Source organism: Silvimonas soli (genome assembly GCF_030035605.1).
Lineage (GTDB): Bacteria > Pseudomonadota > Gammaproteobacteria > Burkholderiales > Chitinibacteraceae > Silvimonas > Silvimonas soli.
Genome location: NZ_CP106736.1, coordinates 2,786,516 through 2,808,322 on the forward strand (window position 1 = coordinate 2,786,516; position 21,807 = coordinate 2,808,322).

The 21,807-nt window shown below is 58.4% G+C and carries 18 protein-coding genes; 11 read left to right on the forward strand and 7 right to left on the reverse strand.

Features of this window, described 5'->3' with window-relative positions; all coding sequences use genetic code 11:
• Window positions 1–79 precede the first annotated feature (79 nt).
• On the reverse strand, window positions 80–1,825 hold the full coding sequence (locus tag N7220_RS12765; protein ID WP_283147902.1) for an FAD-dependent oxidoreductase: 1,746 nt from the start codon (window positions 1,823–1,825) through the stop codon (window positions 80–82).
• A gap of 334 nt (window positions 1,826–2,159) precedes the next feature.
• Complete coding sequence (locus N7220_RS12770) at window positions 2,160–3,113, reverse strand: hypothetical protein (protein WP_283147903.1); 954 nt, start codon at window positions 3,111–3,113, stop codon at window positions 2,160–2,162.
• 286 nt (window positions 3,114–3,399) lie between these two features.
• Between N7220_RS12770 and N7220_RS12775 the strand changes: the two genes are divergently transcribed.
• From N7220_RS12775 to N7220_RS12785, 3 genes are all read left to right on the forward strand, one after another.
• Window positions 3,400–3,918: a DUF2127 domain-containing protein gene (locus tag N7220_RS12775; RefSeq protein WP_283147904.1), complete on the forward strand. Its 519-nt coding sequence runs from the start codon at window positions 3,400–3,402 to the stop codon at window positions 3,916–3,918.
• 136 nt (window positions 3,919–4,054) lie between these two features.
• Window positions 4,055–5,320 (forward strand): NRAMP family divalent metal transporter, encoded by a 1,266-nt coding sequence (locus N7220_RS12780; RefSeq protein WP_283147905.1) that lies wholly within the window; start codon window positions 4,055–4,057, stop codon window positions 5,318–5,320.
• A gap of 139 nt (window positions 5,321–5,459) precedes the next feature.
• A complete protein-coding gene (locus N7220_RS12785; protein ID WP_283147906.1) occupies window positions 5,460–5,777 on the forward strand; it encodes a plasmid stabilization protein in 318 nt (105 codons plus the stop codon).
• Between the two features lie 28 nt (window positions 5,778–5,805).
• Here N7220_RS12785 and N7220_RS12790 read toward each other — a convergent pair whose 3' ends face one another.
• Entirely contained in the window at window positions 5,806–6,549 is a 744-nt protein-coding gene (locus N7220_RS12790) for an SDR family oxidoreductase (protein WP_283147907.1), read from the reverse strand.
• 121 nt (window positions 6,550–6,670) lie between these two features.
• Between N7220_RS12790 and N7220_RS12795 the strand changes: the two genes are divergently transcribed.
• The 5 genes from N7220_RS12795 (at window position 6,671) to N7220_RS12815 (ending at window position 11,337) form a co-directional block, all read left to right on the forward strand.
• A complete protein-coding gene (locus N7220_RS12795; protein WP_283147908.1) occupies window positions 6,671–7,561 on the forward strand; it encodes a LysR family transcriptional regulator in 891 nt (296 codons plus the stop codon).
• Window positions 7,562–7,844: 283 nt separating this feature from the next.
• Window positions 7,845–8,732, forward strand: a complete 888-nt coding sequence (locus N7220_RS12800; protein ID WP_283147909.1) for a transporter substrate-binding domain-containing protein — start codon at window positions 7,845–7,847, stop codon at window positions 8,730–8,732.
• A 246-nt stretch (window positions 8,733–8,978) separates the two neighbouring features.
• Window positions 8,979–9,728 (forward strand): SDR family oxidoreductase, encoded by a 750-nt coding sequence (locus N7220_RS12805; protein ID WP_283147910.1) that lies wholly within the window; start codon window positions 8,979–8,981, stop codon window positions 9,726–9,728.
• Between the two features lie 231 nt (window positions 9,729–9,959).
• On the forward strand, window positions 9,960–10,397 hold the full coding sequence (locus tag N7220_RS12810) for a carboxymuconolactone decarboxylase family protein (protein ID WP_283147911.1): 438 nt from the start codon (window positions 9,960–9,962) through the stop codon (window positions 10,395–10,397).
• A gap of 91 nt (window positions 10,398–10,488) precedes the next feature.
• Complete coding sequence (locus N7220_RS12815; RefSeq protein WP_283147912.1) at window positions 10,489–11,337, forward strand: GNAT family N-acetyltransferase; 849 nt, start codon at window positions 10,489–10,491, stop codon at window positions 11,335–11,337.
• A 5-nt stretch (window positions 11,338–11,342) separates the two neighbouring features.
• Here N7220_RS12815 and N7220_RS12820 read toward each other — a convergent pair whose 3' ends face one another.
• Entirely contained in the window at window positions 11,343–12,095 is a 753-nt protein-coding gene (locus N7220_RS12820; protein ID WP_283147913.1) for a CDP-diacylglycerol diphosphatase, read from the reverse strand.
• 368 nt (window positions 12,096–12,463) lie between these two features.
• Here N7220_RS12820 and N7220_RS12825 point away from each other — a divergent pair, with 368 nt between their 5' ends.
• The 3 genes from N7220_RS12825 to N7220_RS12835 all read left to right on the forward strand — a co-directional run bounded on the left by N7220_RS12825 (window position 12,464) and on the right by N7220_RS12835 (window position 15,387).
• The gene (locus tag N7220_RS12825; RefSeq protein WP_283147914.1) at window positions 12,464–14,377 is read left to right on the forward strand and encodes a B12-binding domain-containing radical SAM protein; all 1,914 of its coding nucleotides are present in this window, start codon (window positions 12,464–12,466) and stop codon (window positions 14,375–14,377) included.
• Window positions 14,378–14,469: 92 nt separating this feature from the next.
• Entirely contained in the window at window positions 14,470–15,096 is a 627-nt protein-coding gene (locus N7220_RS12830) for a glutathione S-transferase family protein (RefSeq protein ID WP_283147915.1), read from the forward strand.
• Window positions 15,097–15,171: 75 nt separating this feature from the next.
• Window positions 15,172–15,387, forward strand: a complete 216-nt coding sequence (locus tag N7220_RS12835; RefSeq protein ID WP_283147916.1) for an HP1242/YdcH family protein — start codon at window positions 15,172–15,174, stop codon at window positions 15,385–15,387.
• Window positions 15,388–15,474: 87 nt separating this feature from the next.
• Here N7220_RS12835 and N7220_RS12840 read toward each other — a convergent pair whose 3' ends face one another.
• From N7220_RS12840 to N7220_RS12850, 3 genes are all read right to left on the reverse strand, one after another.
• Window positions 15,475–17,754 (reverse strand): carbohydrate binding family 9 domain-containing protein, encoded by a 2,280-nt coding sequence (locus N7220_RS12840; RefSeq protein WP_283147917.1) that lies wholly within the window; start codon window positions 17,752–17,754, stop codon window positions 15,475–15,477.
• A 218-nt stretch (window positions 17,755–17,972) separates the two neighbouring features.
• Complete coding sequence (locus N7220_RS12845; protein WP_283147918.1) at window positions 17,973–19,241, reverse strand: amino acid--tRNA ligase-related protein; 1,269 nt, start codon at window positions 19,239–19,241, stop codon at window positions 17,973–17,975.
• Window positions 19,242–19,680: 439 nt separating this feature from the next.
• A complete protein-coding gene (locus N7220_RS12850) occupies window positions 19,681–21,720 on the reverse strand; it encodes a M3 family metallopeptidase (RefSeq protein WP_283147919.1) in 2,040 nt (679 codons plus the stop codon).
• Window positions 21,721–21,807: the final 87 nt, after the last annotated feature.

The following is a 21,807-nucleotide window of genomic DNA, read 5'->3' on the forward strand; positions in this document are numbered from 1 at the left end:
CACGTTTGGCTGGTTGTGAAAAAGCCCCGCACTGCGGGGCTTTTTTTATGTCGATGCCCGTGCCACTGGGCTTGGTAAATCAGTTTTGAGCGAGGGCCAGAAAAGCGTGAATCTGGGCCACCACCGCGGCTCCTTCACCCACCGCCGCCGCCACGCGTTTAGTCGAACCGGAGCGCACGTCGCCAATCGCAAACACGCCTTTCACACTGGTTTCCAGTGGATGCGACGGGATAAACCCGGTGCCGGCGGCATCTTGCCCGGTCGGTACAAAGCCTTTGTTATCAATACGCACGCTGCAACTGCGCAGCCAGTCGGTATTCGGGTCGGCACCGATAAACAGAAATACATGGCGTAGCGGCATGCTATTGTTTTCCACTTGGTCATTGGCGCGCGTGGTGCGATAGCCCACGGTAGTCAGGCCATGTTCATCGCCTTCAAAACCCGTGATCTCGGAATGCGGATGCATGATGATGTTCGGCAGCGCGGCCAGTCGCTCAATCAGATAACGCGACATACTGGCCTGCAAATTGGGCGCGCGAATGATCACGTGCACTTTGGCGGCATGCGCGGCCAGATAAACAGCAGCCTGGCCCGCCGAATTGCCACCGCCAACCAGCATGACTTCTTCATCACGGCACAGTTTGGCCTCAACTGGTGATGCCCAGTAATACACGCCGCGTCCTTCATAGCGCTCAAGCTGGTCAATCGCCGGTCGCCGGTACACAGCGCCGCTGGCAATGACCAGGGTGCGCGTGGGAATGCGGCGACCATCTTTTAATTCCAGCGCCAGCGGCTGGCTGTCGCAATGCAGGGCTTTGACTTCCAGCGGGATCGCCAAATGCGCGCCAAATTTCTGCGCCTGCACCAGCGCCCGCCCGGCCAATGCCTGGCCCGAAATGCCGGTCGGGAAGCCCAGGTAGTTCTCAATGCGGGAACTGGCTCCGGCCTGGCCACCGGGCGCGCGGCAATCAAACACGGCCACTGACAAACCTTCCGATGCAGCGTAAACCGCTGCCGCCAACCCGGCAGGCCCCGCGCCGACCACGATGACGTCGTAAACAAAGTCGGGTGCAAACTCCGGCAATAGCCCCAGATGCGAGGCTAGTTCGCCTTCGTTCGGCGCCCGCAGAATGCTGCCGTCCGGGCAAATCACTAGCGGGAAATCGCTGGGCTTGGTGGCGGTGCGTTCGAGTAACTGCACGACATCGGCGTCTGAGTGGGCATCCATCACCGTATGGGGGTAGGCGTTACGGCGCAAAAAGCTCTGCAAACCGTGCAGCTTGCCATCGGAATCACCGCCGACCAGCACCAATCCGCGACCTTTTTCCAGCAAGCCAACCCGACGCAAGATCAAGGCGCGCATGATGCGTTCGCCCAGCTCCGCTTCAGCCACAATCAACGCACGCAGCCGTTCCGGCGCAATCAGCAGTGTGCGTACCGGCGTTAACGCCAGGCCATCAACCAGCGCCGGTTTGCCCGATAGCTGACCGACTTCCGCCATGAACTCGCTCGGGCCTTGTTCCACGATATTGGTGGAATTGCCCAAACCGTCATGCGAGATGATTTGTACCCGGCCTTCCAGAATGACAAACATGCCCGGGCCGGTGTGGCCGGTTTCAAATAGCAAGGTCTGCGCGGCGTATTCGTGAACTGTGCCGAAGCTGCGCATGCGCTCGATCTCGGCGGCAGTCAGATGTGGAAAACGCTGATGATGGCGTGGCTCCAGCGCGGAAAACGGGGCTTCGGAGCTATTGGCCAACGGGTCCAGCCCGGCCAGTTCCGGCGGGATGGCGTTGGGCGCAAGCGCGGTGTCGGTGGTGATCATTACAAGCGGCCTCTGGGTAAAGATCGCCGCACGCCTGGTTTGCGTGTCTGACGCGAATCGTACCCGACCAGCATAGATCACTCGTTCGCGCCCGGAAGCGTACTGCTTGCCATGACTGCTGGCCGGTGCAGGGTGGCACTGAAAACAACCAGCCCCACCGTTGCGGATGGGGCCGACTATCTGGCCAGATGGCGCTGCCTGCGCCAAGGGCTGTCAGTGAAACATGATGGCGATCAGGATAATGATCGGAATCGGCACACCCAGAAAAAACAGTAGCAAGGAACGCATGTCAGTCTCCTTAAAAATAGCTCGGCAAGAGCGGGCTCACGGCCAATCAGGCGCGGGCAACAATAACCGGGTGATCCCGACGTTTGCCGCCCAAGGTGGCAAACAGGCTGGCAAAGAAGGCTCCGCACAGCAAAGCCACAAACATCCACAAAGCGCTGTATGCGGTGGCTTTACGGGCTTTATCGGCGGCGGCTTTGGCAGTTTGCGTGGCTTGAGTCACGGTCTGATCCAGCCGCTCATAGGCCTGGCTGACCCGCGTTTCAGCGGTGGCCTGATCGACCCCGGTCTGGCGAGCGATCACGCTGCCCAGATACTGCTTGTCCTGCGCGTCCAGATTGCCGGTGCGCAAGGCATTGGCAAATATTCGGGTGGCTTCAGCGCGGCTACTGGCATCTGTAGCCTGGGCTTCGGCAGGTGCCTGGTTGGTGCGGAACAGCGTATCGACAAAGTACCCGGTAGAGTTGGTGCCGGCGTCGCCACGCGATGTTGCCGTCTGGCTGGCCCCTGCGGCAGCGACACCGGTTGCAGCCGTAGCCACACCGCGTAACGCACCGGCGCCCACTTCAGCACCGCCGCTTAACACGCTGCCAATGGCGCTGGTCAAAAGGGTGGCAGTAACCAGCGTCGCCACTGCCCACGCCAGCAAGCCGTGCGCGGTGTCGCGAAAATAAACCTCATCTACATGAATATCGATCCAGCGATTGCGCAAACGTCCGGCCAGGTAACCACCGAGGCCGGATGCGGCAATTTGCGTTAGCGCCAGCCACACCACCGTGGAAATACCGATAGTGGATGCCGTGGCACCCGTGTTGGTCCACGGCGAAATAGCCGATAAACCCAGGCCAAAGCCCAGAATCAGCAAAATGAATGACAACGCCGCTGCTGCCGCAGCGCCGGCAAAAACCGCGCTCCACGACAAGCCGCTGGTGAACGAGTGCGATGTGGCGGTGGTCAGTCCGGGGGAAATATGTTCTGCTGCCAGCGGTGCGGTGGGATGCATGATCCAGTCCTCCTGTAGTGTTGCTGAGCCTGGTCGTGAAGACCAGCGCCTGAGCGTGGATCAATCCCGAGTGGAATTGTCCAGGCTGATTGCAGCGTAGGCTTGGGCAGGCGGCAAAAATGTAGGCAGAGCCAAGGAACACGGGTAAGACGAATGCGCAAAATGCGGTTGTCATTGCCGGACAGCACAATGCCAATACCGCGCGGCCCTTGCCAAAAAGCCGCGTGGACGCATGTACTGGTGTGTTGAGCGCCCCTAACCCTTGCTTCACGAGAACTGGATACCGATGACCGACCCAGCGCACCCAGCTTCAAGCCAGCACACTGGCCATCTGGCAAAGGGCCAGCGCGCCATGCGGGCAATTGCTGCCTTTGAGGCAGTCAAGGGCATTGCGGCGCTGGCGGCGGGAATCGGACTACTCAGCTTTGTGCATCACGATATCCGGCATCTGGCGCTGGAATTGATTGGCCACGTTGGCCTGAGCCCCTACGCCAAATATCCTGCCGTGTTGCTGCATTACGCCGACATGCTGCATGACGCCAACGTGCGGTTGCTGATTCTGGGCGCGCTGGCTTACGTGGCAATCCGTTTGGGCGAAGCCTGGGGCTTATGGTACGACCGGCCTTGGGCGCAATGGCTGGGCGCTATTTCTGGCGCAATCTATGTGCCGTTCGAATTGCGCCATTTGCTGGATCATCCAACCATCATCAGCGCTTTGGTCTTGTTCGGTAACGTCGCCATTGTGGTGTTTCTCGCGCTGCGGGTGTGGCGGCAGCGGCAGGCGCAACGGCACGCAAGAGATTGAAACCGGCGAAATGCCGGCGACCGGCAATATTTGCTGATGTCAGATAAATCCCGCAAATAAATAGCTTTGGCACGACTGGCCCCGTATACCGGCGCGGCATCACTCTAGGCCAACGGTTTAACCCTTGGCGGACAAGATGGCACAGAGCGAAAAGCAGCAACGCTGGTGGCAGCAATTGGGCCCGGGGGTTATTACCGGCGCTGCCGATGATGATCCCAGCGGCATTGCCACGTATTCCCAAGCCGGCGCTGCATATCGTTTTGATGCCTTGTGGACGCTGTTGCTGTCTTTTCCGCTGATGTATTCCATTCAGGCGATCTCCGCACGCATTGGCCGCACCACCGGCCACGGTCTGGCGACCAACCTGCGCCGCCATTATTCACCCTGGTTGTTTTATGTGATTGTTTTGCCGATGTTTGTGGCGAATGTGATCAATATCGGCGCTGATCTCTCCGCCATGGGGGACAGCGCCGCGCTGCTGCTGGGCGGTCGCGGCAAACATCTGTTCATGGTCGGCTTCGGGCTGGTTTGCACCGTCGCCATCGTGATGGTGCCGTACTGGCGTTATGCCCGCATCCTGAAATGGCTGACCCTGACGCTGTTTGCCTACGTGGCCGTGATCTTCACCATTACTGTGCCGTGGGGACAGATGCTGCACGGCACGGTATTGCCGCATCTCAAATGGGACAGCAAATACATCACCACTGTGGTGGCGATTCTGGGCACCACCATCAGCCCCTATCTGTTTTTCTGGCAGGCCTCGCAAGAGGTTGAGGAAATCCGCAAGGATCCGGAGCGCGAAGCATTGTTGCGGGCGCCCGAACAAGGCGCTGCCGCCAAGGCGCGCATTCACAGCGATACGCTGATAGGCATGGGTTTCTCCACACTGATTGCCTATTGCATCATGGTGTCCACGGCGGTCACGCTGAACATGCATGGCGTGACCGATATCAGCACCACCGCGCAAGCGGCACAGGCGCTCAAACCGATTGCCGGGCCATTTGCCTTTGCCCTGTTTGCCGCCGGGATCATCGGCACCGGCTTGCTGGGCGTACCGGTGTTGGCTGCATCGGCGGCATATGCCATTGCTGGTACGCTGCGCTGGAAAAACAGCCTGGAAGACCACGCCAGCAAAGCGCCGCGGTTTTATCTGGTGATTGCTCTGGCCATTGCCGTTGGCATTGCCATGAACCTGATCCATATCGACCCGATGAAAGCGCTGTTCTGGAGCGCCGTTATCAACGGCGTGGTGGCGGTGCCGATCATGATCATCCTGATGCTGATGTGCGCCAACGGCAAAGTCATGGGCCAGTTCGTGGTGACTGGCATTGTGCGAGTGCTGGGCTGGATTGCCACGCTGGTGATGGCGGTCGCGGTGGTGGCCATGTTTGTGCTGATGTGAGGTGTTCTGACACTGAGCTGCGACCGTGGCTGACATAGATGCGTGTCTGTGTGGCGTAAACCAGGTGGCGTCGGCGGCGGCACTCAATTGAATGCATCCGCTTGCCAATCCATCAGCGTTTTAGCCAGGAGTGACCACCATGCCACGCGGAGATAAATCAGCTTATACCGACAAACAAAAGCGCCAGGCCCGACACATCGAAGAGGGCTACGAAGCACGCGGCGTACCAGAAGAAGAGGCCGAAAGCCGGGCCTGGGCCACCGTCAACAAGGTATCGGGTGGTGGCAAGAAGTCGGGCTCTGGCCGGGGCCACGCCGAAAATCATGAACCGATGCACGAAGGCGGTCGCAAAGGCGGCGCCGCCTCGGCAGAGCGCACGCCAGAACAGCGCTCTGCATCCGCCCGTAAAGGCGCCGCCACGCGCAAACGTAACGCCGCCGCTCGTACGCATCATTGATCACCACCGTTGGTCCTGGAAATTGCGCTCAGGCCAGTCCGCCATTGGCGCGCAGAATCTGCCCGTTGACCCAGCCCGCATCGGCACCGACCAGGAAAGACACCACGGCCGCGATGTCGTCGGGCTGGCCCAAACGTTGCAGCGGCGGCATTTTGGCGAAAGTCTGGATCTGCTCTTCAGTCTTGCCGTCCAGAAATAGCGACGTGGCAATCGGGCCGGGCGCGACGGCATTGACGGTGATATTGCGGCCCCGCAATTCTTTGGCGAACACATGGGTGAACGCTTCGACCGCTGCTTTGGTCGCGTTGTAGATGGCGTAGCCCGGCATGTTCAGCGCCAGCGTGGTGCTGGAGAAATTCACAATGCGCCCGCCGTCATTCAACCGCGCGGCGGCTTCGCGCAGCGTATTGAAGGTGCCACGCACATTGATATCAAAAGTCTGGTCGTACAACGCGTCGCTGGTGTTCGCCAGTGGCACGGTCTTGAGCACGCCCGCGTTGTTGATCAGCACATCTACCTTGCCCAGTTGTTGTTCGGTGATCTCGAACATGGCACGCACTTCGGCCACGTTGGCGACATCCGCCTTTACCGCGATAGCCTTGGTTCCCAGCGCTTGCAATTGCGCCACCAGCGCCTCGGCTTCTTGCGAGCTGGACGCGTAGTTAACCGCGATGGCAAAACCGTCGGCAGCCAGCCGTTGGGCAATGGCCGCACCAATGCCGCGAGATGCGCCGGTAACGAGGGCAACTTGAGTGTTCTTGCTTGTGTTCATGATTCGTTTCCTTGCAGGAGAGTTGGTGAGACGAATCATGGATCATTCCACTCAAAAGATAATTGCTGGCGATCTGCTAACATCGTTCCATCTGTATTAACAATATCCCGGCCCGGACCCTATGGATCGCTTTCAGGAAATGCAGGTGTTTGTGCGGATTGCCGAGCGTCACAGCTTTAGTGCGGCGGCGGACGATTTGCAGATTCCACGTGCCACGGTCACCAATCTGGTTAAGCGGCTGGAACAACGCCTGGGCGCACGCTTGCTGGAACGCACCACCCGCACGGTACGCATGACGCACGACGGGGAGGCCTACTATCACCGTTGTTTACGCTTGCTGGCCGATCTGGAAGAAGCCGAGGGTTCTTTTCGTGATACCGCACCCAAAGGGTTATTGCGGGTGAACTTGCAAGGCACGCTGGCGCGCAATTTCGTGGTGCCGGCATTGCCCCTTTTTTTGGCGCAATACCCGCAGATTGAGTTGCAAATGGGGGAAGACGACCGCCTGGTCGACCTGGTGCGCGAAGGTGTCGATTGCGTGCTGCGTGCAGGCACTTTGCAAGATTCGCTGATGGTAGGACGCCGCGTTGGACTGATGGAGCAAGTCACCTGCGCCAGCCCGGCCTATCTGGCGCGCTTTGGTGAGCCTGCCGACCTTGCCGCGCTGGCAACCCACCAGGCAGTGAATTACATTTCCAGCGCCACCGGCAAAGCGGTGCCACTTGAATTTATGGTGAACGGGCAACTGGTGCCGGTTTATCTGCAGGGATTGGTATCGGTAACCGGGGCTGATTTGTATGCCGGGTCCGCTGTGGCAGGACTGGGCTTGGTGCAGGTGCCGCGTTACCGCATTCGCCAGGAACTGGAAGACGGGCAACTAAAAGAAATACTGCCCGCATTCGCGCCGCCACCCATGCCGGTGTCGGTGTTATATCCACAAAACCGCCAGTTATCGTCGCGCGTACGGGTATTTGTGCAATGGATGGCGCAACTGTTTGAAGATGCCTTTTGAGCTATGTCAAAGCAAGGCCACAGGCAACAAGAAGCGAGTGGGCGAGCCTGCAGAGCGACCGCCTTTGGAGCGGTTTCAGATAGGGCCGCCTGGCACCGGAACAGGGCCGTTGGGCCGAAACGCGCACCGGAAAAAGGCAATAATAATCAATTGGCTGCAATGTTTAACAGGTTGCGAAGGTTCTGGCTATTGAGGGAATTCCTGGCGCGGATTCATGACATCTACATAGCCGCTACAGGGTAGAATCGGCCATCCCCGAACATCCAGAAGGCAGAGCATCACCATGCGCCTGCAGAGCATTTTTTCCCGACTCGTTTATCCGATTGTGGTCGGTTTTTTGAGTTTTCAATCAGTCGCTGTTTTGGCAGACACGCTAGATACCATCAAGTCCACCGGTGAAGTCAAAGTCGGTTACCGCGAATCATCCCAGCCGGTGTCTTATGCCGTGAATGATGTTCCCACCGGCTTCGTTATTGATCTGTGCCGCGATATCGTTGCCAATAGCATTTCTCCGGCCATTCACAAGCAGGTGAAGATCAAGTTCGTCCCTGTTACGGCGCAAAACCGCCTGGGCATGTTGACCGACGGCAAAATCGACATGGAATGCGGCTCTACCACCATTACCGAAGACCGCCTGAAGAAAGTCGATTTCTCGGTGGTGGATTTTGTGACCTCATCGCGCCTGGTCGCTTTGAGCGGCGCACCGGTGACCTTGCAAGCGTTGTCGGGCAAGACCGTGGCGCTGAAATCGGGCTCCAGTCACGTTGAATTGCTGTCCAAAATGATCGGCAATGTGCACGTGCTGTACGTCAACGATGCCGCCCAAGGTGTACAAGCGGTGGTGAGCAAGCAAGCCGCTGCCTATCTGGACGATGAAATCCTGATCCAGAGCGCCATTCACAAAGCCGGGCTGGATCGCAAAAACTTCGGCTTTAGCGACCCGTTGTCGGTGGAGCCGTATGGAATCGCCTTGCGTCGCGGCGATACCGCTTTCAACGTGCTGGTCAATGCCGGTATCCGCAGCAACTTTTCTCACCCGGAAAAAGCCATTGCTTCGCTGGATAGTTATTCGTCGCAGATGGGCAGCAGCGTGAACAATCTGACGCGTGATGCCATCCGCTGGCCCGCGCATTCACGCCAGTGCAGTTTGATCGACAAGGGCGATTGCTAAGCGGTTTTGCCGCAACCATTCCAGCTGCCGCCATCTTTAAAAAGGGTTCCGTCATCATGTCGGAGCCCTTTTTTTGTTTTACGGCGGACATGCGCTGGTGCCTTGATTCCGGCGGTGCGCATTATTGGCCAATAACACGTTCGATAAAATCGCACGTATCGGTGGCGGGGACTGCACGTCTTGTCACTTGTGGGGGCGCACTATGGCTTCACGGTTTCAAACCGCCAACCCCACAGGAGAAACATCATGCAACGCTTTACAGCAAAAACAGTTCTGGTTACCGGCGGCAGCAGCGGTATTGGTCTGGCCGCAGCGCAAGCCTTCGCCGCCGAAGGTGCCCGCGTCATTATCACCGGGCGCGATGAAGCGGCGCTGGCCAAGGCCAAGGCTGCCATTGGTGACCAGGCAGAAGTCATCCGGGCCGACTCCGGCAATTCCCGTGCCGCCGCTGAACTGGCCGGTGAAGTGAGTCGCCTGGGTGTGCAACTGGACGCCATCTTCATCAACGCCGGGTCGGCCTCGTTTTCGCCTTTTGACAAGGTCAGCGAAGATTTGTGGGATCGCACCTTCAACACCAACGTGAAAGGTCCGTACTTCCAGATTCAGGCACTGCTGCCGTTGCTGAAACAAGGCGCGTCCATTGTGCTCAACGGTTCGATCAACGCCCATATCGGCATGCCCGATTCCTCGGTCTACGCCGCCAGCAAAGCCGCGCTGATTTCGCTGGCCAAAACGCTATCCGCCGAGTTGTTGCCACGAGGCGTGCGCGTGAACGTGATTAGCCCCGGCCCGATTGCTACTCCGCTATATGGCAAGCTGGGCATGGATGCCGAAACCCTGCAAGGCGTGGCTGAGCAAATTCGCAATCAGGTGCCGCTAGGCCGTTTTGGTACGCCAGAAGAACTGGCCTCGACCGTGCTGCATCTGTCGGCGCCGGAGTCCGCCTTTATTGTCGGCACCGAAATTGTGGTGGATGGCGGTATGAGCCAGTTGTGAGCGTAATCGGTCAGGAAAAATGGCGTGGCTTGCTGATGCGGGCCACGCCATTTTTTTTACCATGCCAGAGTGGTGATTTTGGGGCACCGTTTTTTCAGTTATTCAGTCCCGGTGGCTACCTGAAAATTCCGGAAATTGGATATTTGCGCAAGCCACCGGGACGCCTAATCTGGCTCCTGTCGCGTCATGGAACGCAGCCCTTTTAAAACTGAACACAACGGAGCAACCATCATGCAAGCTCGTCTGGACTTCTACAAAGCCAATCCCGCAGTGATCAAAGCCATCCTCGGGCTGGAAGAACATATCAATAAATCCAGCCTGGACAAACCCTTGGCCGAGCTGGTGCGTCTACGCGCTTCTCAAATCAATGGCTGCGCGTTTTGCGTGGACATGCACGTGACCGATGCGCGCAAAGGCGGTGAAACCGAGCGTCGTCTTGCCACAGTGGTAACCTGGCGCGAAACGCCATTTTTCACCGATCGCGAACGCGCTGCGCTGGAGTGGACCGAAGCGGTGACGCTAGTGTCGCAAGACCACGTGCCAGGCTTGGTGTGGGAATTGGTCAAGCCGCATTTCAGCGACGAAGAAATCATGGATTTAACGTTGCTGATTGCAGCCATCAACACCTGGAACCGGTTTGCGATTGCGTTTCGCAAATTGCCGGCTTGAGCGAGAATCGTGGCGGGCTGTGCCTTCCATGTTTGAGTCACTGCCCGCGTTACCCCGCCAGACATCCGCTCACTCCTTACCTGATTTCACCATGACTCTAACCAGCTCCAATGTCGCCGCGATCCTCGAACAAGCCGAGGCCAGCCATTTACAGCAGCAAGTGGCCGCGTTGCGCGAGTTGTCCGGGAATGCGGCGATGCGGGCCATGCCCTTCGCGGGCGGCGTGGCGGCGCTGACGCTCCCCGAGTTTGGACGCAAGCTTAACCATGTGACAGGGCTGGCCATGAGCGCGCCGGTGGGCGTGAAAGAACTGGCGCATTTAGAAACCGCGTATGCCGATCTCGGGCTACCTGTGGAGATTGACTTGTGCCCTCATGCGGACCCAACGCTATTGCCGTTGCTGGCTGCGCGTGGATATCACGTCAATGCCTTTAGCAACACCTACGTCATGCCTTTGGTCCACGAGGCAAATCGCCCTGCCAATAACCAGGAAATAGACATCATCACCGGCTCTCAACTGAGCGATGAGTTGTTTATCGAACATTGTGTGGCGGGTTTCTCCGTGCAAGCCGTGAGCCGGCCTGCCAGTTTGCTGCAAGCGCTGGCCCGGATTGCGGTCATGCGCCAAGACACCAGATTGTTTGCCGCGCGCATCAGCGGGCAGATTGTCGGGACCGCAGGTTTAAGCCTGTTGCCGACTCCGGCCGGAACCGTAGCGTATTTGTCGATTGCCAGTACCTTGCCAGCCGCACGCAATCGCGGGGTGCAGGCGGCATTATTGCTGGCCCGTCTGCAAGCAGCGGCGGATGCCGGATGCATCCTGGCCAGTGCATCGGCGCGCCCGACTAATAGCAGCGCACGCAATGCAGAACGGGCGGGGTTTAGCCTGGCTTATACCAAATGCACCTTTAGCCGGAGCGGCCAGACCCCGGTCAATTAACCTGGTCAGGGGCTAACCGCGTTCGCGCAGCCACTCAGCAAATCCTCCGCATGCCCCTGGTTCTGCACACCATACTGCCCCACCAACACCACGGTTTCAGCCCCGCTTTCAAGCCGGAAATCCACTGTGGCGGCAAACGCGGTGGCATTGCCTTCGCTGGCCGCCAGATCGGGATGGCTGGCCGCCAATTGCGCGAACAGATCGGGCGTAATCTGGTTGCCGGGCAGTCGTCTGGCCAGATAACGCTGTGGTCCGGATACGGTATCGAGCGTCAGTGGTTGCCAATCGGCGCTGATTTGTCCGCCAGCCGCGGCCAGTTGCCGTGCCACATCCTGCGCTACACAACTGATGTGCACATGCAGTTGTCCCTGACTGCGCCCCGGCACGGAATTGATGGCGATGCCCACCCGCGCCAGCGGCACACCTCCGCTAACTTTTCGGGCATTGGCAAACACGCTGCGCAAACGCCAGGCCTCGCCAAACCACGGCATGCTGCCGCTTTGCCAGAACATCGGGCTTTCAATGCCACAGGTCTTCTGGCGCGGCACCAGCAGATAATGGAATGGTGCGCGATTGTTCTCAAAAATGCCGAAATCATCGTCGTGATAAGGGCAGGATACGCGATCGACCTTGTCGCCATAACAGGCGTTTTGCAACACACGCGGCAAGTCATCACGGCCAGCGCACTGGATATCTGCGCCATACACGGCCAAGCTGACCAGGCACAGTAAAGCTGAAAGCCAGTAGCCCAAATTCATGACGTGATCCTCAATGCGGCCCGGTCAGGAGCGCGCTGCAAGCTCATCTTGGCGGGGAATGGTGATATGAACAAAGCCCGAGGCCGGGCACAGGTATAATCGCGGCCCCGCGGGTTAGGCGCAAAATTACAGTGCCGACATGACAACTTCATGTGAAAATCCGGGGATTCGCAAATTGCGCTAATTCATTGTCTCCGTTGGGAAAATCCGTTTTCTGGCCCCGCGTCTGACAAGCGCCCGAGTTATGGCGTTTTGAGTAAACCCGCTGCCGATGCGTGCATCCAGTAGGGCAAGAGAGTTTTTATGTTTATGTTCGTCGATTCAGTTGAGCCAGCCATTCACCGTTGCACACAGCACGGAGCCTCGCGATGAGTACCCCAGCGTTGCGCGTGCTGTCGATTATCCCGCCGATGACGCAATTGAACACGCCGTATCCGTCGACGGCTTATCTCACCGGCTTTCTGCGTTCACGCAATGTAGAGGCAGTGCAGGAAGACCTCGCGCTAAAACTGGTGCTGGAACTGTTCAGCCCGGCCGGTTTGCAGGCGGTGCGCGAGCGCATCGAACCGATTCCACCGCGTAAACGCTCGCCTGCGGTGAGTTCATTTTATGAACAGTTTGATCGCTATGTGGCGACCATCAAGCCAACGATCGCCTTCTTGCAGGGCCGCGATTCCACACTCGGGCATCGCATTTGCGGTCGCAATTTTCTGCCCGAAGGCCCACGGTTTGAATCGCTGGACGTGTATATCGATGACGAAGGTGGTGATCCGCTGGCGTGGGCGTTTGGTGCGCTGGGCCTGCAAGATCGCGCCCGCCATCTGGCCACGCTGTATCTGAACGATATTTCGGACGTGCTGCGCGATGCGGTCGATCCGCGTTTTGAATTCGTGCGTTATGCCGAATCGCTGGCGCAAAGCCAGCCGACTTTTGAGCCGCTGGCCAAAGCGCTGGCTGCACCGCTCAATCTGGTTGACGACACCTTGCGCACGCTCACGCTGCAAGCCATCGAGCGGCATAAACCGACGCTGGTGTTGCTGTCGGTGCCTTTCCCCGGCGCGGTGTATGCCGCGTTCCGTATCGCGCAGGCGATCAAGGCGCACGACCCGTCGATCACCGTCGGGCTGGGTGGCGGTTTTGTGAATACGGAACTGCGCGAGCTGGCCGAGCCGCGCGTGTTCGACTTCTTCGATTACGTAACGCTGGATGCCGGCGAGCGCCCATTGTTGGCGTTGCTGGAGCATCTGCAAGGTCAGCGCTCGCAGCAACGGCTGGTGCGCACTTTTGTGCGCGATGCTGAAAGTGGCAAGGTCCGCTACATCAACATGATGGAAGCCGATGTGCCGTTTGCCGAGGTCGGCACGCCGACTTGGGATGGTCTGCCGCTGGACCGATACTTGTCGCTGCTGGACATGCTCAACCCCATGCATCGGCTGTGGTCGGACGGGCGCTGGAACAAATTGACCATCGCCCACGGTTGCTACTGGAAGAAATGCAGTTTCTGCGACGTGAGCCTGGATTACATCTCGCGTTACGAGAATGCCTCGGCGGTGGAACTGGTGGATCGCATCGAACGCATCATCGCCGAAACCGGCCAGACCGGCTTTCACTTTGTCGATGAAGCCGCGCCACCCAAGGCCCTGAAAGCGCTGGCGCAAGAGCTGTTACGGCGCAAGATTTCCATTTCCTGGTGGGGCAATATCCGCTTCGAAAAATCCTTTACGCCCGATTTGTGCCAACTACTGGCAGAAAGCGGCTGTATCGCCATCTCCGGCGGGCTGGAAGTGGCGTCAGACCGGTTGCTGAATCTGATGAAAAAGGGCGTATCGGTCGAACAAGTCGCCCGCGTGACGCGCGGTTTTGCCGAGGCCGGGGTGCTGGTGCACGCCTATCTGATGTACGGCTTTCCGACGCAAACGGTGCAAGACACGGTCGATGCGCTGGAATATGTGCGCCAGTTGTTTGAGGAGGGCTGTATCCAGTCCGGCTTCTTCCACCGCTTTGCCTGTACCGTGCATTCGCCGGTGGGTAAGAACCCGGAAGAATACGGCATTACGCTGGAGCCGCTGCCGCCGATTACCTTTGCCACCAACGACGTCGGCTTTATCGACCCGACCGGTGTCGACCACGACTTGCTGGGTCAGGGGCTGAACAAGGCGCTGTACAACTTCATGCACGGTATCGGTCTGGATCAGGACGTGCGCAGCTGGTTCAACACCCGCGTGCCGCGCACTCAGGTTTCGCGCAATCGCATAGCCAAAGCGTTGTCTTCCCAGTATTGATGAATTGCACCGTTTAATGCGCTGGCGCTGAAACTGGTCTGATGCCATAACACCGGATAACCCTTATCCGGTGGCAATGGAGAAATCGATCCATGTTCATTCTTTATGGTGCTCAATCGTCTGGTGCAGCAGCAGTTGAGGCGGCGCTGGGCATGGTCAATGTGCCGTTTCGGTTGGTTGATGCGGCGTCCTGGCAACCCGGCCCCGGGCTGGATGAACTACGCCAGGTTAATCCGCTGGCGCAAATCCCTACGCTAGTTTTGCCCGACGGCTCGGTGTTGTCGGAGAGCGCCGCCATACTTATCCATCTGGGGCTGGTTTATCCGGACAGCGGCTTGCTACCGACGGATGCCAGTCAACGGGCGCAGGCCATTCGTGGCCTGGTGTATATCACCGCCAATTGTTATGCGGCCATTGGCGTGATCGATTACCCGGAACGCTGGACCGAAACGACCGACGAACAAGAGCATGCGCGGGTCAAACAAGGGGCCCGGCAGCGTTTGCATGGTTTGTGGGATATCTTCGCCGATACCTTTCCCGCCACGCCGTTTCTCAACGGTGAACAACCCGGCGCGCTGGATTTGCTGGCGGTGGTGGTTTCCAAATGGTCGGGCACGCGTGCGCACCTGGCGCAATCTCGCCCCGCATTCAGCGACTTGTTAAAACGCATTGAACAGCACCCGGTGTTCGCTGCGGTTAATGCACGCTACTGGCCTTGATCGGGATCAAAATTGCTCTGCAGGCATTGGGCTAACTTGCTTTGTTCAGGCCCCCAATACTTAAGGAGTTTCGAGATGTTTCCCGAATATCGCGACCTGATTTCCAGTCTGAAAAACAGCAACCCGCATTTCTCCAGACTGTTTAACCAGCACAATGAGCTGGACCAGAAAATCAAGAATATTGAATCCCAACCCGTGGGTTTTAGCGGCGCCGAAGTCGAAACGCTCAAAAAAGAGAAACTACGACTGAAAGATGAACTGTATGTATTGCTGAAACAGGCAGCGGTTTGAAGGTTTCAGAGCGGTTGCCAGATTGACCACCAACGTTAAAAAGCCGAAGCAAATTGCTTCGGCTTTTTTTGTTGTGACGTCAAATCATCAAATATCAAACTGGAACTTGGCAAACACTTCGGTGCTGCGCGTACTGGCCGTATCGGTAAAGGCGTTGTGGCTATAGGTCGCGCCCAGATACCAGACCTTTAGCGCGGACCAGCGATGGGCGTAGGTCAATGAGATCGAATCGGTTTGCGTAATCGATGTTGGCACGTCGCCCGGCATCACGGCGGTGCGGTTGGTGATCTCGCGCTGCAAAATCGCCCGGGCGGAATCCTGGCCAGTGAAATGCAGCACCGACAACAATTGCACGGCGGTGTCTTTCAGCGACACCGTGCCATCCGGCGCATACAACATCGTTTGCTCAAAGCGCGGTTCAATCTCCAGCCGGTCCAGCGCCCGAAAGCGCGCATCCAGCAGCAAATAAACGCTGCGGCTGACTCGATCATTGCCCACATCCACCTGGTCACCCAGAACGGTTTTGGCTTCCAGCCAGTTAAACCAGGCCGCCGGATTGGCGTCGATTTCCATCGAGTACTGGTTGAAACTGTGTAACGCGCCGCCATCGCTCACGCGTTGCGCCATGGCCGGGTGGTATTCCAGCGTCAGCGCGATCTGGTGCGGGCCATAAATTGCCACGCCCGGATCAATCTCGCGGAACACCGTGCTGCCATCGGCGGTAGTCACCGAATCCTGGTAAAACAGATATTCGTCGACCTCGCTCCAGTCACCATCGAGCCGGTTCCGGTGCAGCATTTGGGCGGTGAGTTGCCGATAGCCCGACTGGCCGAAAAAGCCGGTGTCGTCACGAAAAGCGTTAGAGACCTGCTGATAGGTGAGCGAGGGCTCCCACGACGGTGTTTTGCGTAGCCAGTCCACCAGCACATCCGAACCCGATTGCGCCGGGCCTTTTTGCAGCGTGCCGCTATCGGTCGCCAGCGCCGAAGTGCTGGATAACAGCCACTGCGCGCGAACGCGGTCGCCCTCGCTGGAATGCCACACCACATCTGGACCGATAACCGCGTTGTCGCCCAGATTGCCAGCGTAATTGCGAGCGGTGAACAAACCGCCCAGCGACACGCCATCGATATAGGTGCGGGCGCGCCCCAGGACCACATCGGACTCTGGCTGCAGCACGCTGTCGGTGCTGAACGCATGCGGAATCAGAATCTGGCTGCCACCGGTGTCATCCAGCGCCAGTAGCGTGGCCTCGGTGTTGTCGTCACGCCGCGTGGCACGCAAGCCCCAGTCCGGCTGGGTGATCGAGCGTGTATACAGGGCTTTGGGGCCGTTGCCGCCTTGTTCGTTCATCAGCGTGGGTGATTCCAGAATGTCACTGCTTTCCAGAAAGAACGGGCGTTTTTCCTGCAATTGCAGGGCAAACTGCGCATTGCTGGTCAGCTGCGGGACATCCAGCTCGACCTGGGAGAAATCCGGCTTGATGGTGGCATCGATGACCCACGCCGTGTTGGGCTGCCATTTCAGATCGATACCTGCGTCCAGATGCAGCGATTTGTCCACCGGCTGGCCGGAAGCGCCATCGCGATTCCCGCGCAAGGTCACTTGCGGGCGCAGGCTCCAGTTGTTATCCGGTGCAGCGGCTTGCAGCGCGTCCAGCGGGTTCATCAGCGCGATCATGCTGGTGGCGGTTTGCTGCAGCGGCACGCTCATCAAGATGTAGTTCTGCTCACGCGGATAGCTGCGCATGATCTGGAATTGCCACGGCTTGGCGCCTTTGTCGGCAAAGCGCAACTCGGAAAACGGAATGCGGATGACCGCCGAATAGCCGTCTTTAAGCATGACGGCGCGAGCGTCGACTTCAAAGTCGGGCGAGAAATCGGCGTTGTCAGTATCGGCGCTGTAAATGCCGTCAGAAATCACCCCGCGCGGATTGACCCGCACAAACATGGCTGACTTACCGGCACCAATCGGGTCCAGATACACCCCGACAAAATCCTGGTTGGTTTTCACGTTGTCCCGGCGCACGAACGGCGCGCGGATATCTTCCGGGTGTGGGTCGTAAGCACGAACGCCAAAGTAGATGGCTTTATTGTCGTACAGCACGCGCACGGTGGTGCGTACCGGCGCCGTTTTGCCGTCGACGGGTTCGTATTCCCAGAATTGATCGTATTCCGGCGCGGATTGCCAGACAGGGTCATCCAGCGAGCCATCAAATTTGAGTTTGGCGTCTGCGGGAATACGGTTTGCGGTACAACTGGCGGCAAAAACTGGCTGTGCAAGCAGGGTAATGCAGGCAAGCGCTATTGCTACCAATCTGACGCGTGCAGCCAGGGATCGCTGGCCAGGCGCAGTGGAACAAAGCATTGATACTTCTTCTTTTTTATTGTGATTTCAACAGCGATGAGGGCGCATTGTAGCTAGCAACGCGCGTGTTACATATCGCGCCCGCTGGCGCTGTCACATAAAACGAACACTCGCGCTGACATGATCAAAACAGGTGCGCAAAACGGCATCGGCACTGGGTCTGATCCCCGCGCCGGTGCACGTATTTACAGAATTCTGATTATTTGACCGTCACCCTTTTACGGCAGGATGGATTTGGGCGTGCGATGCAAAAAGGTCGCCTCACGTATCGACGGCAAACCCAATCGCAACGCCACCAGCCGCGCCAGTCCCAGCCCAAAGCCACCATGCGGGGGTGCTCCCCACTGAAATGAATCCAGATAGCCTTGCGCGCCTGCGCCCGACAAGCCTTTCTCGGCCAGCTGCGCGAGCAGTACGTCACGTCGATGTTCGCGCATGGCGCCGGTGGTGATCTCCATGCCGCGATAGAGCAATTCGAAGCTTTCAGTGAGGCCTGGCCGCGAGCTTTGTCGTCGGTGATAAAACGGCCGTTGCGACCACGGCACTTCGACGATTGCGCAAAAATCGACGCCTTGGGCTTGCAACTGTTGACCCAATTCGCGTTCATGCGCGCCCGTGAGTGCGGTATCGGTGGCAAGTTGCAGCCGACGACAGACCTGGGCGTGGGTGAGAATCTCAAGCGGCCCGCTGTCTGCCAGTGTCTGAGGAAAGTGTTGTTGCAGATGGCTGCCGTGGGCGGCTTCCAGTTCGGCAAACGCGTAACTGATCATGGCGTATTCCAGCGTGGCCAGGTCTGCCGCGCTGCGCTCGCCTTCCAGTTCGATATCCACGCTGATGAACTCAGTGGCGTGGCGCACCGAGAATGATGGCTCGGCGCGAAATACCGGGCCGATCTCGAAAACGCGCCCCATGCCGCCAATAATGGCCATCTGCTTGTAGAACTGCGGCGATTGCGCCAGATAGGCCGTCTGGCCGAAGTATCCCAGCTTGAACACCTCAGACCCGGATTCGGACGGCGCCCCCATCAGTTTTGGCGTGTGGATTTCTACAAAGTCCTGCGTGGCTAGCCAGTCTCGCAAGCCATGTTCCAGCGCGGCGCTGGCCAGTAAAGGCAGCAAGTCAGCAGCAAAGCGCAACCGGGCGCTGGGATGCTGGCCTTTCAGATGGACGTCGCTCTGCGCATCTACCGGCAGCGGGGCTGCAGCCGCCAGAACCTCCAGTTGGTCGGCGACGATTTCAATGCCGTGGATCGCTTGTGGCATCAATTGGCTGCGACCGTGGACCCGCACATAGCTCTCGCTGCTGAGGCTGGCGCAGATATCCAGCAGATCGGCTTGCAGCACCACGCATTGCAGCAGCGTCAGGCGGCTGCGTAACTGCACAAAGGCAATCTTGCCCTGATGCCGCACCGCATCGACAAAACCTTCAAGCGTGACTGGCGCGGGTGCGTGCTGTTTGAGGTCGGAAATAGTGGAAAGAGAAAACATGTCTGGCTCCTTGCTGCGTTAACAACAGAAAAAAACGGCCGCAGCGCCAGGACATGAAAAACCCGGCACTGGGCCGGGTCGGGGATTTTTGCTTGCTGGGCGGATCGTGTTTCAGTGTCTGTCTTGCGATCCTTGCGCACGCAACAATCCCTGCCCGGCATTGCGGGCATTGGCATTATTAAGGCGTGAGAGGCGGGACAAACTGACCAGCATTTCAAAAGTCCACGTGAGATACACCGTAAGTGGGTGTGTTTTGATTATTTCGATAATTGAGGAGCTTGGCAAGAGCTGTCGCCAGGGCCGAGCGATGCGACATCCGGGCTTATGTATCTGTCACCCAAAAAAAACAGGGCAGGTTACAGACCGCCGTAATGCCGGTTCGGTCCCGGTATCACGGCGGCTTGCACCGGCCTCGTAGATTGCCAACAGCCAGAAAACCTTACGCTGCAATCAACCCGCGCTTGCGCAACATCGGCGTCGCTTGGGGTTCGCGGCCACGGAAGGTGCGGAAAGCCAACCCCTGTTCACGTGAATCGCCCGCACTGTAGATATAGCGATAGAGCTTTTCTGCCAGAGCCGGATCAAATGCGCTGCCTGCTTCTTCAAACGCATCAAACGCTTCGGCTTCCAGTACTTCGGCCCACATGTAAACGTAGTAACCGGCGGCGTAATACTCGTCGGAGAAGATATGTCCGAAGTGCGGCAGACGGTGATTCATGCCTGCTTCTGGCGGCACGCCCAGACGAATGCGCTCGGCGGCTTCAAATTCGGCAATATCCACGCCCTGGGCATCGGTGCGCTGATGCAGTGCCAGATCAATCAATGTGGAAGCGGTATAGCGGACGGTTTCGTAGCCCTGATTGAAGGTGCGAGAAGCACGGATGCGCGCGACCAGATCAGCCGGGATCACCGCACCGGTTTGCAGATGACGCGCATGGCGTTCCAGCACTTCTGGCACCAACGCCCAGTTTTCAAGCAGTTGCGACGGCAGCTCTACGTAGTCTTGCGGCACGTTGGTGCCAGCAAGACGATTGTAGGTGACGTTAGACAACAGCCCGTGCAAACCATGGCCAAACTCGTGGAACAGCGTGGTCACGTCGTCAAAGCTCAACAGGGTTTCGCCGCTGCTGGCTTTGGCAAAGTTGTTGTTGTTGATCACAATCGGCAACACGGTGGCGCCATTGCGCGACTGGCTGCGGAATATGTTCATCCACGCGCCGCTACGCTTGCTGGCGCGGGCAAAGTTATCGCTCAGGAACAGGCCGATGAGCTGGCCATCGCGGGATACCTCAAACAATCGCACGTCCGGGTGATACAGCGGCACATCGGTGCGCTCGGCAAAAGTCAGGCCAAACAGGCGATTGGCGCAATCAAACACGGCACGCAGCATGTTATCCAGGCTGAAATACGGTTTGACCTCGGCATCGTCCAGATCATATTTGGCGACACGAACTTTCTCTGCCAGATAACGCCAATCCCACGCCTGGATGTCCTGCGCTTCGCCCAGTTTGCGGGCAGCTTCGACCAGTTGTGCGCGCTCTTGTGCGCAACTTTGTTTGGCTGGCTCCCACACTTGCTCCAGCAACTGGTAGACCGCATCTGGCGTTCCGGCCATACGATCAGCCAGTGCGTAATCGGCAAAGTTTTTGTAACCCAGCAGATTGGCTTTTTCCAGGCGCAAGGCGAGGATTTCTTTGGCCAGCGGGGCATTTTCGCGACCGGCATGCTCGCCGCGGCTCACCCAGGCGCGCCAAGCGCTTTCACGCAGGTCACGGCGGGTGGAGTAAGTGAGGAACGGCACCACCAACGAGCGCGACAGGGTGATCACATAACCGTCGACGCCGCGTTCTTTACCAGCAGACTGGGCAGCATCACGTAGAAAGTCTGGCAGGCCAGCCAGGTCGGCCTCGTCTTTCAAAGTCAGACGAAATTCCGACTCATCGGCCAGCACGTTCTGGCTGAATTGGGTGCTCAGCTCGGCAATGCGGCTGACGATAACGGCAAAACGATCGCGATCAGCACCTTGCAGTTGCGCGCCGGTGCGAACGAAGTCCAGATGCAAACGGGCCAGCAGGCGGCGTTGCTCTTCGTTCAGTTCCAGCGACTGGCGCTGTGCGTACAGGGCATCCAGCCGGGCAAAGAAACCCGCATGCATCGATACTTTGCTGGAGTGCGCCGCCAGTGCGGGCGCCATGTCGCGTTCTACCGCTTGCAGCTCGGAGTTGGTCTCCGACAACGTCAGGTTTTCAAACAACAGTTCGGCACGGCTCAGGCGAGCACCGGCCGCGTCGAAGGCCGCCGCGGTATTGGCAAAGGTGGGCGCGGCTGGATCGGCAGCAATGGCGTCGATTTCGGCCAGATGCTCAGCAAACAGGGCGGTAAATGCCGGGGCAAAGTGCTCGGCGCGGATCAGGTCAAAGGGCGGCAGCTGGTGTGGGGTGTCCCAGTCTTGCAGCAGCGGGTTGCTGTTGGTAGTCATATTGGTGGCCTTGTGGGCGGGTAATCGGAAAGCGCTTGCGGCTAGTCGGTCACTTTGCCAGCATTGTTTGCTGCGGGTCAAAGACGA